The sequence below is a fragment of the Pseudoalteromonas citrea genome (genome assembly GCF_000238375.3).
GTDB classification, from domain to species: domain Bacteria; phylum Pseudomonadota; class Gammaproteobacteria; order Enterobacterales; family Alteromonadaceae; genus Pseudoalteromonas; species Pseudoalteromonas citrea.
In genome coordinates this window covers 247,960-263,921 of the sequence record NZ_AHBZ03000027.1, presented here as the reverse complement: position 1 = coordinate 263,921, position 15,962 = coordinate 247,960, and the positions used below count along the sequence as shown (strand labels likewise).

The following is a 15,962-nucleotide window of genomic DNA, read 5'->3' as shown; positions in this document are numbered from 1 at the left end:
AATGCATTACATTGATAACTTCATTTAACTCCCACCTAAATTGCGCCAGCTTAAACTGAACAAGCTTGAAAGGTCGTTGCGTTACATAAATAGCTTTACAGCGATAGAAGAAAAATTGAGGAAAGGCAGAGTTCAATCTGCCACAAAATGGTTTCTCAATAACCAACACTCAGCTCAATAAGCAAACTACTCTGAGTGTTGATAAAGTCCAATTTCCGTTATATACCTTCAACCATTAATCGTGTATCAGGTAAATTAGCCAAATGTACAATTGGTGCATTAGGATCAGCTATTCGACTTACCGCGTTCAGTGCAGCAGCAATCGCTCCCTCTTGCCAGCCAGGTAACGACGACAATTGATCGCCAACAACAAAGAAACAAGGATCTGTTTTTGAACCATCTGAATTGTGCACTGCAGAGCCTTGCGAAATGCTATTAAACTGTTTGGTTGCATACTTTGCATCGCCGACCGCTTGCCAGTAGGCCCAGCCACCTTTGATATACGGCATGTTTTGCCAAGCAACTGTCACTCCTTCACTTAACCCAGAGGCAAAAGGTTTGCTAAATTTACTGGCATCTATCCTTGCCTTATCTAATCGCTGTACAACCGATAACTTTCCCCAATCATGGGCGACTTTGTCAAAATTATAGGCTCCAGTTAACACGCCTTTTTTATCTTGGTAGGCGCTGGATGGGTACCAGATTTGCTGAATCTCACTGTCTGTCCATGAAATGCCACCGAATATGGGTACTACCCCAATTTCTGATGTTGGTACGCCATTTTTTACATCTTTTGATTGTTTACTATGGGCGTTATCAATCAAACTCCCCTGCCACAATACACGCTCAGCTTGCCAGCCAACCTTTGATGTACAGGCTAAAAAGCGAGAGATATAACCATCTTTTCTTGCTTTATATCCGGGTGCCTTTTCTGGTGAAAATTGTGCCGTATAAACTGCATGTAATGCCGTTTTAAACTCAGGTTCAAAGCCCCTATTTTCAGCAGTATTTTGTAGGTTTTCTGACAAGATTTGACTTAAAAATGGCATTGCTAAGTTACTAATGCAATAGTCAGCTCGATATTCTGTGAGTTGATCTGAGCCCATTGTTTGCACCAATACAATAAATTGCTTTGTTTGCTCATCCCAGTTGATATGTTTCACTGGGCTATTCAATAAAATATCCCCACCTAATGATGCAACTTGCTGTGCAAAAGCATGTTGCACTTTGTCCATGCCACCCACGGGCTGAAATAACGTAGGCTGCCACAAGAAATCAGTTGGCTGAAAAAACTTCGTATTTTGCCAAAATTTAGACTCTAATAAGCTTTCAAAGCTCAATGCCTCAGCAATTACGCCCGCCGTGACACCGGGCAATTCAGTGTAACCCGCACGAGTCACCCCATTCTCAAAACCTTCGTCTCCAGAGCTGACGTGGTATTTACCATTAAGATCTAGCTCACCAAAGCTGGTCATTAAACTCTTTAAGTCATCAACTCGTTCTGTGAGCTTTTCTCCCTCAATATTCAAGTTTTGTAATAATGACTCTGCTTGGTCGTACACCATCTGTGCTAACCAGCCTCTCGTATTATGATCTAAGCGCCGGTAAACAACAGGTAGACCGTTAAATGCATCATGTTTTTGTACCAAGTTTGAACCACTATTCATTACATAAACTTCTATATCTACAGAAAATTGCTTTAAGTAAGACAGTAATCTTTTGTGGCTGCTAGGTATCCTGCCAGGTCCGGCATTTAAGTAAGGCTCACTATCGCCCTGAGGGCGCTGAAAGCGCACTATTTGCGGCTTACTCGGGCTTGAATTAAATAATTCACTATCGCGATCTTCTGTGAGCGTATCACCTGTACGTAAACTCAAGCAACGCCCACCCGTTCGGTTTTGAGCCTCAAGTACAGTGACTTTTACGCGCTTGTCTGCGGGTGAACTTTGTTGTTGATTTAAAATTTCATAAGCCGTTGTTAATCCACCCACCCCAGATCCAATAACGATAACTTTTTTACCATCTAGCTGCCCATGCTTTAGATTCTTCAACGACCCATCAGTCACTGCATTTTGCTGTTGCGTTGCATTAGCTAACGCTGCAAATGCACTTGCTTGTGGGTTATCTTGTAAAAGTTCAGCTCTGCTTTTGTATTGAGACACGAAGCGCTCTCCTTGTATTGTTATCAAAAAATTACGTGTGTATTTGTTTAAAAGTACACACGTAAATATGAATTGAACTAACAAAAAGTGCTATTACAGCCCATTACAAGGATTGAGATAATAGTGATAAAAGGGCTCAAGTTTGAGCAAAAAAATACGGTTACGCTGCACAATCATAAAATCAATACAAGCACTAAGGTATAGCAATAAGATGGTAGTAAGTTAGGGGCATCCGGCATGATTAGGAATATAGAATTATGACTATTATTGCCGATAAAAATACAAATATGCCCTCAAAGCCACCGTTAAGCGGTTGGATAATATAAAACCCTAAAGCTCTTAAAATTCCAAATTGACAACATAATTACATACTAGATCATGCAGCTGTATCATCGATACCTTCAAGCGGATCAAGTAAAGCATTTTCTTTATTTGTCGCCTGTTAACTGTCTTATTTGATTTAATGTTCCCGCCAATTTATGTAATCTTACTGGGTTTAATTTTTTAGGGGACATTTCATAATGTTACGAATTCTGATATCTGCGAGTTTAACACTGGCAGTAAACGTGGGTGTATCTGCTCAAGAAGTGATGACACCAGAAAAACTTTGGCAAGTAAAACGTGTAACCGCATTAGGCTTAAATAAAGAGAAAACCCATGTTATTTACAGTGTAACCACGCCAAGCGTGGCAAATAATGATTTTGCCAGCAAAGTATATCAAGTACCTGTTACAGGGGGTAACTCTCAGCTTCTAGATGCCTATCAAGGTCTTTTACAAGATAGCAATGTTTCACCCGATGGTAGTAAAAAACTATTTCATGATAAGGTCAATATTGAGTCTGTTTTAGCAACTCATAGGCATAAAGACCTATCTCAAGCAAATGCTTATGTATTTGACGATTTAAACTACCGCCATTGGGATACATGGAATGATGGCGGCGTTAAACATGTATTTTATCAAGATCTAAAAACAGAACAAAAAGTCGATATCATGCAGGGCCAACCCTATTCTAGCCCTACATCACCTTTTGGTGGGTCTAGCGATTACATCTGGGGCCCTAAGGGTGACAACATTTACTACGTCAGTAAAAAGAAAACTGGGACTAAGTATGCCACCAGTACCAACACAGACCTATATCGCTATAACCTTGCGAGCAAAAAAACAACAAACATTACTGAAAATAATCTCGGATATGACAAAAGCCCTGCGTTTTCATCTAAAGGCCATTTAGCATGGTTACAAATGGACAAACCTGGTTACGAAGCGGACAAGAATGACATTGTTGTCCGGATCAAAAACAAAGAAGTAAATTTGACCGCCCACTGGGATGGGACAGTAAACAGCTTTAAGTGGAGCCAAGATGGTAAGCTAATTTACTTTATCGCTCCTACTGATGGTACAGTTCAATTATTCCAAGTTTCAGTAAGCACAAAATCTAAACCAAAGATAAAACAACTCACTAATGGGCAGTTTGATGTAAATGGGATCGTTGCCACGCTAGACAAGCAGGTGCTGGTAACACGTAGCAGCATGAATCGTGCGTCAGAGATTTTCCGCTTTGATCTTCGTAAGGAAACTCTTCTCCCCCTGACGACAGTAAATAAAACACTTTATGCTGACCTTGACTTGCCAACGGTTAAAAAACGTATGGTAACGACAAAGGACGGCCAAGAAATGCTGACGTGGGTTATCTATCCACCTAATTTTGATGAAAATAAAAAGTACCCGACATTACTATACCTACAAGGTGGGCCTCAATCTGCCTTGTCACAATTTTACTCGTTTCGTTGGAATTTCCAAGTGATGGCATCACAGGGTTATATTGTCGTAGCGCCAAACCGTAGAGGGATGCCTGGTCATGGCGTTAAATGGAATGAAGATATTACCCAAGACTGGGGTGGTAAACCAATGCAAGATTATCTTGATGCCATTGATGACGTGGCTAAAGCGCCCTACGTAGACAAAAAGCGAATTGGTGCAATCGGTGCAAGTTTTGGGGGTTACTCGGCATTTTATTTAGCAGGCAACCATGATGGACGTTTTAAAACATTCATTTCACATTGCGGGATCTTCGACCTACGCAGCATGTATGGCACCACCGAGGAGCTCTTTTTTGTGAATCATGAGTTTGGTGGTCCATATTGGGCGCAAAATGATGCATCAATAAGCCAAACGTATAATGAGTTCAACCCAGTTAACTATGTAGATAAATGGGACGCGCCTATGTTTGTTATTCATGGTGGTAAAGACTATCGTGTGCCACTAGGCCAAGGTATTCAAGCATTCCAAGCTGCCAAACTACGTGGCTTAGAAAGCCGTTTTCTATACTTCCCTGAAGAAAACCACTGGGTACTAACACCGCAAAATGGCATTGTATGGCAACGTGAGTTCTTTAAATGGCTAGAAGATACCCTGTAAACTGCGTATTAGCTGACTTATTTTAAAAGTCTAAATGCCTGTCATAACTTTATGTTCAGGCATTTTTATTATCACCCTCGTGTACATTACCCGCTAATCAAATTCACAAATGCGCTTAAGTACTACCACGGAGTAATAAATCAATCGTTACTGAGTACTTAATAAAAATTATCAAGTAAATTTGCTAACTTATCTCTGCCACGCTCTAACCAACGGCGCTCAATCTAACTTTTACATTAGTTTACATGCACTTTTCCCCTTAACTGATACATTAAATACAACTTAAGCAATGCATAAGCTGTGAAATAATTAAGCAGATAACCCCTCACAAAGTTAACTGTATTAATGGTTGGGTTATAGCGGCAGTAATAACAAGAAGGAAGAAGCCTAGCTTATATTTCACACCACATACATTGTCACTTATTTACAAAAATGACTCACTTTGATGTGGGCTGAACAGCCCTACTGATGAAAGTATAAGGATAAGAAATGAAAAAAATTAAGTCAGCAATCTGTATGTTAATCGCCTCTATATCGATAGTAGGTAATGCAAATGAAAATGTATCGGTAACTGATTTTAAAGGGCCGTGGTTTGGGCAAAAAACGCCCGGTATGATGGCTGAGCGTTTTGCACCTGATACAGTCTCAATTGAAGGACGCTATGAGTTTGGTATTTCCTTTTCACCCGACCTAACAGAAATGTACTTTACAACGTTAGACATTATCGAAGGCGTGGATAGCAACCCACAAATTTACTATTCAAAAGTAAAAAACGGGCAATGGACACAGCCTGTACAGGCTAATTTTACCAAAGGTAAAATGTCATATGAGCTAGTGCCATATGCCAGCTTAAATGACAATAGGGTTTACTTTACAGGCCGTAAACCAGGCTCTAAAGACTCAGGTGTATGGTACGTTACACGCACTGAAAATGGATTTAGTGACGCTAAACGGTATGCACTCCCATTTAACAATGGTCGATTGTCTGATATGAATCAAGCACGAGATGGCGACCTTATTTTTACCAATATGTCTGAGCGTAAAATGTACTCAGCCAAAAATGAAAATGGTAAGTTTCAAGTACCAAAGCCAATAGACATAGAGTTTGGGATCCATGGTTTTATGTCACCTAATGAAGATTATTTATTGGTAAATGCGCGCAACATAGATGAAAAAGACAGAAAAGACCACGACATATTCGTGTATTTTAAGGAGGATGATGGCTCATGGTCAAAACCAATCAACCTTGGACCTACCGTAAACACTCAACACATAGAAAGCGTACCTAGAATTTCACCAGATGGACAATTTTTGTTCTTCGCTCGTTACAATGAGCCTAGTGAGGTGTCGAATATATATTGGGTTAGTACACAAGTGATCAGTCAACTAAAGCAGGAGCACTTCAACAACTAACCGTTTTTGACCGCAGTGAAAATAAAAAGATTACGATTGCCGTATTATTATGTCGCTGCACAAAAAACAGAATTAGAGCTGTCGATACACGGTACGATTTCACCGCACCATGTATCAATCGCTCTGTTCTATGCACTAAAAAGTAAAGTTTTTAGCTTGTATAAAAATCAGTGCGTGAGCATTATTTTACAGTATGACGAATTTAGGTAATTTCACCTGCCGTCAAAAGCTGCCCCAACCTCTTTCTACGGTCATAGAGTACATTTTCACATGGCCCTGATAAGTTTACTTTAAGTCATTGTATTGTAATATAAATCAAGTAGATTCTGACTCTCTACATGAGTACAAATTTTTTGCTGTGGCCGATCATTCCATTCATCAATAGGAAATACTCTGTCGCTTTCTTTAAACAATGTGTGCCCTGCTGCTACACCTTCGGTAACCACTCTAATATTCCCTTTTCGAGTTGTAAATAACTCAGGTGCAATAGCATAAATAATGGCTGATGAGTCATGTACATAAAACCCATCCAAGCCTAAATCAGCATGATAAAACTTGGCGTAAAACTCAGATATGTCATAAATAAACGCCCCATATTTGGATGACTTAGATTTAAGATCATTTATATATGCGGTACTTATAATAGATTGCTGAGTTACATCCAACCCGACCATAGTGACTGGCCAATTAGCCGACACAACGATATCTGCAGCATGTGGATCACCATAAACATTTGCTTCAGCAAAGGGGGTCAAGTTGCCGGTATGTCCATTGAAGCCAAATGCTCCTCCCATAATAATCACTTCTTTTACTAATGATGCGATCTCTGGAGCCTTACTTAAAGCTAAAGCTAAATTTGTTAAACGGCCAATCGCAATCAGCGTAATTTCGTGCGGGTGAGCTTTAACAGTATTTATAATGTAATCATGCGCAAGTTGATTTATCACTTGGCTAGTTTGTTCACTAGGAATAGTTATATTGCCTAACCCATTATTTCCGTGTACCACCGTCGCGGGAGGCGACGCAGTTAGAACTAATGGAATATCAACTCCTTGCGCTACGGTTGCTTGTAAAGCGAACTTATCTTTTAAGTAAAGTGCATTACGTGTACTGTTTTCAATCGACGCATTACCAAACGTGGTTGTGATACCAACTAAATCAATTTTGTTACTGGCGTGAGCGAGTAAAATGGCCATAGCATCATCAATACCAGGATCTGTATCTATTATGATTTTTTTCATGCCACTCACTCCATCTCTCATATTTGTTAATTTATTCAATTCAGATACGCACTATAATACGCAACAGTTGAATGAATTACATTAAAAATTAAAACGTTCCAAAAATCAGTTATGATGTTCAAACTTAAGTAAATAGCATTACTGATAAAAACTAGCCCAAGGGCTTGTATCAATGATATAAAGCGAGTTTATGGATTTAACTCACTATAAAAACGTGATTTCGCTGATTTATGCATTTTCAAGTCGCCTACAGCGCTGCTATGTGGTAAAAAGCCTGCATAATTTATTACATAGTCCGAGCTCCTTTTGCAGTCAACTGATGAGTTATTTGATCGTATCGCCCATGACCTACGCGTGTCTGGATTAAGTATTCAAACCATTGATAAAAACGCACCTGCGCTGCAAGCGTTAACTCAGCGTTTAGCGTTATTTTCAGACGGTGATTTTTCAGCCGCGGGCATTGGAAGGCAAACTGAACATGCCCAAAATAGCGAGATCCGCCGTGATAAAATTCACTGGCTTGATTGCAGTGATCCGCTTGAAGAGACCTTTTTAAGCTATATGGATGGACTAAAAAACCATTTGAATAGTCGCCTTTTTATGGGCTTGTTCAGCTATGAATGCCATTTCGCGCACTACGAACCTGGTGCATTTTACAAAAAGCACCTTGACGCCTTTAAAGGCAAAACCAATCGAGTCCTTTCAACCGTGTTATATTTAAATCAAGATTGGCAAACCGAATTTGGTGGTGAACTTGCGCTATATGATGCACAGGATCATGAACTACTTGTACAAAAGGTAACGCCCCACTTTGGTACACTGGTAACATTTTTAAGTGATAAATTTCCACATGAAGTTCTCCCTGCAACACAGCCTCGTTATTCCATTGCTGGGTGGTTTAGAGTGAACAGCTCTGTCAATGGGCAGGTTGACCCACCTAGATAGGTGCGGCAGCACAGCTTAGTGATGCGAACATCACTAAGCTGTTTCGTTTGGTATAAATAGCGGTATAAATATTTTTACAATTACTCCGCCTTCATCATGGTTATGCAAACTGAGCTGGCCGTTGTGCGCTTCAACAATTTCTCGACAAAGCGCGAGCCCTAACCCACTTCCTGTCGACTTAGTAGAATAAAATGGGATCAAGGCATTGGCCATTACCGTTTCACTCATACCTTTACCATTATCTTGCACCGTAAAGGTTACACCTTGCTCACTTTGCGTAATATTTACGTTAACTCCATCAGGCTCACATCCCGATTCATGAGCATTTTTTAATAAATTAATGAACAGCTGCTCCAATTGCACTTGATCGGCAAAAAATGGCGTTTCAGGTAATACATCAGGCCGATTAAACTGCCATTGCTGCTGCAAGCCATCAAGTAAGGACCCCCAATAAATTTGGCTATATTTGGGCTGTGGTAACTTGGCAAACTTGCCATACCCTTGCACAAACTCGCTTAAGTGGTGAATACGCTCTTCAATAGTAGAATAAACCCGTTCAAGGCGATTATCATCAATGTGATTGGTTAACAGTTTTGCACTGTGTAACATTGATGACATAGGGCCTAAGGAATTATTCAATTCGTGGCTGATGATCCGTATCACTTTTTTCCATACGGCCACTTCTTGGCGACTCAACTCTCGTGTTAACTGTTTGAACAAATAAAGATTATGATTTTGGTTGTTCAATAAAAACTGCCCAGTGGCTAAATGCCATGTTTGGGTTTCATCTTTGTCTATGTTGAGGCTAAATAACCCTTCTCGCCCTGCACGCAGTGCTTTAAAAAAGTCCGGTGCAGCATCTTGCATCAGGGCATCAACGCGCATGCCTTCAAGTGGCGTATTACTATTACAAAGCGCTCTGGCACTGTAATTACTGAATACCACAATATCATTGCTATCAACCAAAAGGAGCGCTTGAGGCGAGCTCTGCAAAACTTTATCTAGCATCAACTCACGTTGGTATATCCATTGTTTTTCTTGGCGTAATTGCTGTGCGGTTTCATTATATAAAGTACACAAGCGGCCCAGTTCATCCTCACCTGAATACGCTAAGGTATGCGAAAATTCCCCATCTTTAAAATTAAGCAGCCCCACTTCCAGCGCAAAAACAGGCTTCATTAACACCGAAAAAAAACAACGACAAAGTATGTTAGTCAATAGCAATGCCGCCATGCTCACTGTGACTATCATTTGCCAAGAGGCCAATTGCCACACTAAAAAAGGCACAATGACACACAATACCGCAAAACTCGCCGCACCAATAAAGCGCCCTTTTAATGTCACCCCTTTACATCGCGAAAACCAGTTCATCAGTAATCAATCTCAAACTTTTGTAAACGCCGATATAGCGCTTGTCGCGTTAAACCAAACTGGCGAGCTACTTTAGCAATAACCCCTTGATGCAGATGCATCGCAGCTTCAATATCTTGTTTGCTCGGCTCAACTTTGTGTGCCGTTGTTTGGCTTGCTATTTTAGTCGCCTGCTCAACGAGCCCAAAATCTTGTATTTCTAACACGCCAGAAGGCTTAAGCACACTCACACGTTTACAAGCATTTTCAAGCTCCCTGACGTTACCAGGCCAGCTATGTGCCGTGAGCGCTTGCTCTGCGACATAACTAAGTTCACGATCAGGTAAAAAATGACGAATAAGTGGAATAATATCATCTTGTCTCGCTTGCAAAGGTGGCAAGTTAAGCTCGATAACATTCAAACGGTAATACAAATCTTCTCTAAAACGTCCTGCTTGAATATCGTGTTGTAAGTTTGCGTTGGTTGCCGATATCACCCGTACCGATACTTTCTGAGTGTGGGTTGAGCCTAAGCGTTCAAACTCGCCTGTTTGCAAAACCCTGAGTAATTTCATTTGCCCCGATAATGGCAAATTACCAATTTCATCTAAAAACAAAGTACCGCCATCAGCCGCTTCAAATCGACCTATGCGTTTTTTATTAGCACCAGTATAAGCGCCCGCTTCAGCACCAAATAATTCAGCTTCAATCAGCTCTTGGGGTAAAGCACCAGCATTAACTTTAATAAACGGCGCATCGCAGACTGCTGAATTAGCTTGAATAATCTCAGCAATACGTTCTTTCCCGCTCCCGTTGGGGCCGGTGATCAACACCGACACATCCGATTTTGCCAACTGCAACGACATATCGACAACTCGCTCCATCGCTGTGCTCGCATACACCAGCCCCACCAAGTTTGCATGTTGCTTAGGCTGCATACGCTCTTGCTGCTGCCTTTGATGGGTTTGATTTTGTGCATTGGCTTTACCAAGTGCCACAAGGTTGGTGATACTGGTCAGGAGTTTGGTGTCATCCCAAGGTTTCGCAATATAATCTGCGGCACCTAATTTAACGAGCTCTATCGCGGTTTCTAATTCAGTCCACGCGGTCATTAAAATGATCGGTAGTGTTGGGTTTAATGCTCTTAAGGCGGTAAAAAGTGCCACCCCTTCTTCGCCTGATGTGGTGTCGGCGGTAAAATTCATGTCTTGCATAACGAGCGCCACCTTTTGATAGCGTACAATTTGCTCCGCATCAAACGGTGAAAGTGCTGTAACCACCTCATACCCGTGAATTTCGAGTAATAACGATAACGCATCAAGCACCGCTTGGTTATCGTCCACAATCAGTATTTTATCCATCTTATTCTTCTTATATGTTACACCGCTTACACCGCTTACGCAGTGTAACATGTTGTAATAAAACGCTAAACATATAAAATGAAAGGATAATTATATACTTCTAGTCGCGATACTCGGAGATATATCAGCTGCTCGTTTAGCAGGACCAACGACTGCAAGTAAACTCATTACAATAACCAATAAGCTCGTTATCACTATGTATGAAGCAGACAACGCAGGCACTGAATATAATGCCATCAGTTTATTACCCATCCATATCGCCCCCAAGCTCCCAACCACCACTCCAACCGAGCATATCAGTGCATTTTCCACTAAAAAGTAGCGTATGATCGCAGATTTTCTTGCGCCAAGCGCCCTACGTGTTCCAATTTGTTTTAAGCGTTTGTTGATATTGAACAAGGTCAAACCAAAAATACCGAGCGCCGTGATCATAACCAAAATAACGATAAGTACCATTAACATACGCACCATCAGGGTGTCTTCCGCAACATACTTTGCTTTTAGTTCGTCTAACCCTCTTATCGAATTAATCACCCTATGCGGGTATTCTGCTAACAATACATCTTCGATTTTGCGCATGACGGTGGCTCTTTCATTAGGCTCTGTTCTTATTAAGAACTTTTGAAAAGGGCGTGGTCTAACATGTGGAAATATTAAAGAGCGATCTTTACGCTTGTCATTTAACCAAGGCCCTTTCATCAGCTTTATTATCCCTATGATTTTTACAGGGTCATTCTCGCGGTAAATTGTTTGCCCAAGCCCATTACCTTCAGGAAAAAACTCATCATGCATGGCTTGTGTGATCAAAGCCACTTTCGCAATTGCAGCACCATCATTAGATACAATGACCTCAGATTCTTCAAAATTTCGCCCAGCGACAAGCTCTACGCCTAAGGTATTCAACACATGGTTGTCAGCTAAAAAGTAAGCGGCACTAACCGACTGTGATACTTGGTTTTGTGGCAATAACGTGTAAGTGCCTCCAGAGCCACCGCCTGACAGTGGCACCGCATTTATATTCACGGCATCAATAACACCAGGTATATTCCTTATTAACGCTTCATCTATTTCAACCTGTTTAGCAAAATCAACCCCAGTCCCATACGTCATCATCTCTAGCTGAAAAAGTGCCCGCTCTGGTAGGCCTGTTTCCTGTTCTAAATATTCAATACGGTCTTTAATAATAAACGCCGCATTGCTCACAATGGCAGTCGTAATAGCAATTTGCAGTAAGAGTAAAATGGCACCCGACTTCGCGCGTAATAAAGCATTTAAAATAGGTTTAAATTCAAACATAACAACTCCTTATTGGCTTTTCAGGTGGGTGGCTGGTGTAGTTCTACACACTAACCAAGCAGGATATAGCCCCGCTAAAATACACACGCTTACCGCAATAACCGGTGCGGCAAGCAGCATGGTTAAATCCATATCAGCAATCGCCATGTATGCGCTATTACTGGTACGCATACCCCATAAGCCTACTTGTGCAATTAAAATACCGAATAACCCACCAATCATTCCCAATAACCCAACTTCAACCAAGTGCTGAATAAATACCTGAGTTTTACTTGCACCAAGTGCACGCCTAACGCCAACCTCAGGTGCACGTCGTAAAAACTTTGCCAGTAATAGCCCTAAAATATTTGCTAAACATACTGCTAAAAACATGAAACTCAGCATCACTAATATTTTATTATCTTCATTCACGACTTCGCGATACACCATCATTTCATTCACATCTCGTAATGCATACTTCAGCTCTTTTCGTGCAAACCGCCCTATTTTTTGCTGCTCTGCCATATACGACATTAAGAAACTCGCATATGCCTCATTATCTTGTTGAGTAGGAAGCTCCACCCAGTACTGTACCCAAAAAACCTCTGAATTAAGTAAATCTTGATAGTTCCGATTACTTTGCGCTTTCCAGCTATTATGATTGCCCCAAGATTCAATTTCATTCGGTGCAACCAAACTAAAAGGGAGAAATACCTGTTCAGGTTCACGAAATGCGCCGTTATTAAGATCATAATACTTCACATAAGTTGGCCAATCTTTAATAACCCCGACTATGCGCACTGTCATATCATCTAAATTGATTGTTTTACCAACCGAGTTTTCTCCTTGGAATAGTTTTTCGTTCAAACTTTGTGCAATAACCACCACAGCCGCAGAACTTTCTTCATCGTCCGAACTCCATGCCCCGCCATAGATAAACTTTAAATTAAACATTGCGAATATATCAGCACTAGCTACTCGTGCTTGCTCTATAAATGGCTTTATATCACTGTTATCAAGATGCACAGCAAAACCGGCTTTGAGCATGGCTGTGCGTCGATACGGTAAATCCGCGCTTAATAAATTCATCGCATCTTGATAGGTCACTTGATAAGGCATATCATCTTTTGTCCACCAAGCCCGCTCTTCATCAAGTGTTAATAGTTGAACATGATGTAATTGACTACTTTTACTTGGAATAGGATCTGCCGACATCATGTGATACACCGATAAACTCGTCATGGTCACACCAATGCCAATGGCAATGGCGATGATCATTAATGCGCTCACCATTGGCGTGCGCTTGAAACTACGCCAACTTAAATCTATATAATGAAACAACATAATTACACTCCTACAACAGCAGCAGGATTGCCTTGATACAGCGAAAAGTCTGCGATTTGCCCGTCAACCACTTGAATATTTCTGGGTGCTCTGCGTGCAAGCTCAGAGTCATGAGTCACCATTACGATCGTGGCCCCGTCTTGATTAATTTTCTCCAATAATTCCATAACCTGTCGTGCCATTAAACTGTCTAGATTACCGGTTGGCTCATCTGCCAATAAAAAGCGTGGCTTACCAGCTAGTGCACGAGCAATGGCCACTCGCTGCTGTTGGCCCCCAGACAATTGCTGTGGCAAATGCTTCGCTCTACTTGCTAAACCAACTTGCTCTAAGCTCTCTTCGATACGTCGTTTACGTTCTGGCGCTTTGATCCCTCTGTAGCGCAGTGGTACTTCAACATTTTCATACAAATTTAGGTCAGGGATTAAATTAAAACCCTGAAAAATATACCCTATTTTTTGATTTCTAATATCTGCACGTTGATTATCATTCAGTTTGCCAATATCGACGCCATCGAGTAAATATTCGCCCTGAGTGAACGGCTCTAATACACCTGCTATATTCAAAAAGGTGGTTTTCCCTGAACCTGACGGACCTGTTACCGCAATAAACTCTCCTTCATTCACCTGTAAATTAAAGTCTTGTAGCGCATGAGTTTGTACCATTTCAGTTTGATATACTTTGCTTATTCCATTCATATTTAACATGTAACTTTCCTCATAATTCTTATTTTTATCGTAATTCAATGTATGCTGTTTTCTAATCGTGTCCAAAGTGACACCCAATTCATTTATTGACGCAATAGCACCGTATTGGCTTTTTCAAACTGCTCATAATTCGACACAATTACTTCATCCCCGATCCGTAAGCCATCCAATATTTCGACACTACGAATACTGGTTGCCCCGGTGTTAATATTAATTCGCGTCGCAATATCGCCTTCCACTTTATAAGCGACATGGCCGCCTGAGTCTAAAAACGCCCCTCGGCGAATCATTAACACATCCTCTTTATTTTCTAATAGTACCCGCGCAGACAAACGCTGATTTTGGCGAATGTTCTTAACATCCTCTTGAGAAAAACGAACTCGGGTTGTCACTTCACGGTTATTCACCTCAGGAGAAATAGCAGACAACTTGCCCATCACATTCTGGTCACCAATTTTTAATGCCACATCCATCCCTAGCCCCAACTCATTGGCATAGCTCTCAGGCACCTGCAATTGCGCTTCAAAGGCACTTAAATCAACTAAGGTCATTAATGCTTGGTTCTTTGTCACCGCCGATTTTGGTTGCACCAATAAATTACCCACAATGCCCGCTACACTGGCTTTTACTTTTAGGTTATTCACTTTACGCAGCAGTTCATCAACCGCAAACTGCTGCTGATTAACGGTATTTTTTGCCGACTGTAATTCAAACGCTAAGGTATCTTTGGCTATTTCCGCTTCTTGAACGGCATGCTTATAGGTCAGCTCAGCTCTTGCCAGCTCATCTTGTGCCTGCTCTAAATCTATTTGACTAATAAGGCTTTGCTTAATTGACAATTGCGCACGTCGATTCTCACGCTGCGCAGCGGTGAGTTCAACTTTTGCTAAATCTAACGTGTTGTTTAACGCCAGTGTATCTCTTCTTGCTTCAAGCTTTTGGCGAGATAACTCACCATGCAAACGAGCCAACTCTGATTGCTGTTGCTTTAATACATTCTCTAATTCTGGGCTGTCTACTAAGGCAATGGTTTGACCCAAAGTAACTGTGTCGCCCGCTTTCACCTTTAGCGTCACAAAGCCTTGCTCTGGGCTATACGCTTGAGGTGCATTTGCCGCCACAATAAAACCAGTCGCAGCAATGTCTCTTACAAAGTTTCCTGACGTCACCTTTGCAATATTAAGACTGCTTTTTGATAAAGAAAGGGTTGGACTCTCGCTGTTTATTACAGCGTTGGCTGACACAGCAACGCCTAAAAATAGCGCTGCGCTCAGCAAACCAACTTTAAGGTGAGATCGCTTATTAACTGCGATTTGTTGATCTTGTCCGCTTGTATCTCTAATCATTTTGCGCTCCTTAGCAGAGTACTAATTGATTCACATAAGCCGACTATTACTACTGCCATCATCATTATGGCCGGAGAGATCAAGAACGCGCTAGTTAACAACATGGTGTACTCTTTAATTGTATCAATTTACCTTTACTATTCGATTATCATGCCAAAATTCAAATTGTTGATTTTTAATGGTTTTGTTGGAAATATATTTGTTAGGAAGTGTCCGCGGACACCTGAGAGTGTCCATGGTGGACACATAAACCAAGCCTTTAAATAAATATTTTCGGAATAAAGTAAACAGGCAATAACGTTGAGTGGTTTACATAGGAAATCACGCAAAGTTCATACTTAGAACATATTATTTACATCCAAGCAACTGTAACAACTGGCACACAAAAAGAACAAAAT

Annotated in this window: 11 protein-coding genes; 3 read left to right on the top strand and 8 right to left on the bottom strand. The window is 41.1% G+C overall.

The annotated features are described in order from the left end of the window. Positions 1 to 218: 218 nt before the first annotated feature. Positions 219 to 2,162, bottom strand: a complete 1,944-nt coding sequence (locus tag PCIT_RS19335) for a flavin monoamine oxidase family protein (RefSeq protein ID WP_010362082.1) — start codon at positions 2,160 to 2,162, stop codon at positions 219 to 221. 521 nt (positions 2,163 to 2,683) lie between these two features. Between PCIT_RS19335 and PCIT_RS19330 the strand changes: the two genes are divergently transcribed. Then, on the top strand, positions 2,684 to 4,582 hold the full coding sequence (locus PCIT_RS19330) for a S9 family peptidase (protein WP_010362081.1): 1,899 nt from the start codon (positions 2,684 to 2,686) through the stop codon (positions 4,580 to 4,582). A 489-nt stretch (positions 4,583 to 5,071) separates the two neighbouring features. Then, the gene (locus PCIT_RS19325) at positions 5,072 to 5,995 is read left to right on the top strand and encodes a PD40 domain-containing protein (protein ID WP_010362080.1); all 924 of its coding nucleotides are present in this window, start codon (positions 5,072 to 5,074) and stop codon (positions 5,993 to 5,995) included. 290 nt (positions 5,996 to 6,285) lie between these two features. Here PCIT_RS19325 and PCIT_RS19320 read toward each other — a convergent pair whose 3' ends face one another. Then, the gene (locus PCIT_RS19320) at positions 6,286 to 7,236 is read right to left on the bottom strand and encodes a nucleoside hydrolase (protein ID WP_010362079.1); all 951 of its coding nucleotides are present in this window, start codon (positions 7,234 to 7,236) and stop codon (positions 6,286 to 6,288) included. A 306-nt stretch (positions 7,237 to 7,542) separates the two neighbouring features. On the opposite strand from PCIT_RS19320, the gene PCIT_RS19315 reads away from it, so the two are divergent. Next, a complete protein-coding gene (locus PCIT_RS19315) occupies positions 7,543 to 8,181 on the top strand; it encodes a 2OG-Fe(II) oxygenase (protein ID WP_010362078.1) in 639 nt (212 codons plus the stop codon). A gap of 33 nt (positions 8,182 to 8,214) precedes the next feature. Here PCIT_RS19315 and PCIT_RS19310 read toward each other — a convergent pair whose 3' ends face one another. The 6 genes from PCIT_RS19310 to PCIT_RS19285 all read right to left on the bottom strand — a co-directional run bounded on the left by PCIT_RS19310 (position 8,215) and on the right by PCIT_RS19285 (position 15,564). Beyond that, entirely contained in the window at positions 8,215 to 9,552 is a 1,338-nt protein-coding gene (locus PCIT_RS19310) for a sensor histidine kinase (protein ID WP_010362077.1), read from the bottom strand. Beyond that, complete coding sequence (locus tag PCIT_RS19305) at positions 9,552 to 10,892, bottom strand: sigma-54-dependent transcriptional regulator (protein WP_010362076.1); 1,341 nt, start codon at positions 10,890 to 10,892, stop codon at positions 9,552 to 9,554. Before PCIT_RS19305 ends, PCIT_RS19310 begins: the two co-directional genes overlap by 1 nt. A 90-nt stretch (positions 10,893 to 10,982) precedes the next feature. Beyond that, positions 10,983 to 12,188 carry an ABC transporter permease gene (locus PCIT_RS19300; protein ID WP_010362075.1) on the bottom strand — a complete coding sequence of 402 codons (1,206 nt, stop codon included), beginning with the start codon at positions 12,186 to 12,188 and terminating at the stop codon, positions 10,983 to 10,985. Between the two features lie 9 nt (positions 12,189 to 12,197). Further along, a complete protein-coding gene (locus tag PCIT_RS19295) occupies positions 12,198 to 13,511 on the bottom strand; it encodes an ABC transporter permease (protein WP_010362074.1) in 1,314 nt (437 codons plus the stop codon). Positions 13,512 to 13,513: 2 nt separating this feature from the next. Beyond that, on the bottom strand, positions 13,514 to 14,218 hold the full coding sequence (locus PCIT_RS19290; RefSeq protein ID WP_010362073.1) for an ABC transporter ATP-binding protein: 705 nt from the start codon (positions 14,216 to 14,218) through the stop codon (positions 13,514 to 13,516). 83 nt (positions 14,219 to 14,301) lie between these two features. After that, positions 14,302 to 15,564, bottom strand: a complete 1,263-nt coding sequence (locus tag PCIT_RS19285; RefSeq protein ID WP_010362072.1) for an efflux RND transporter periplasmic adaptor subunit — start codon at positions 15,562 to 15,564, stop codon at positions 14,302 to 14,304. Between the last annotated feature and the right edge of the window lie 398 nt (positions 15,565 to 15,962).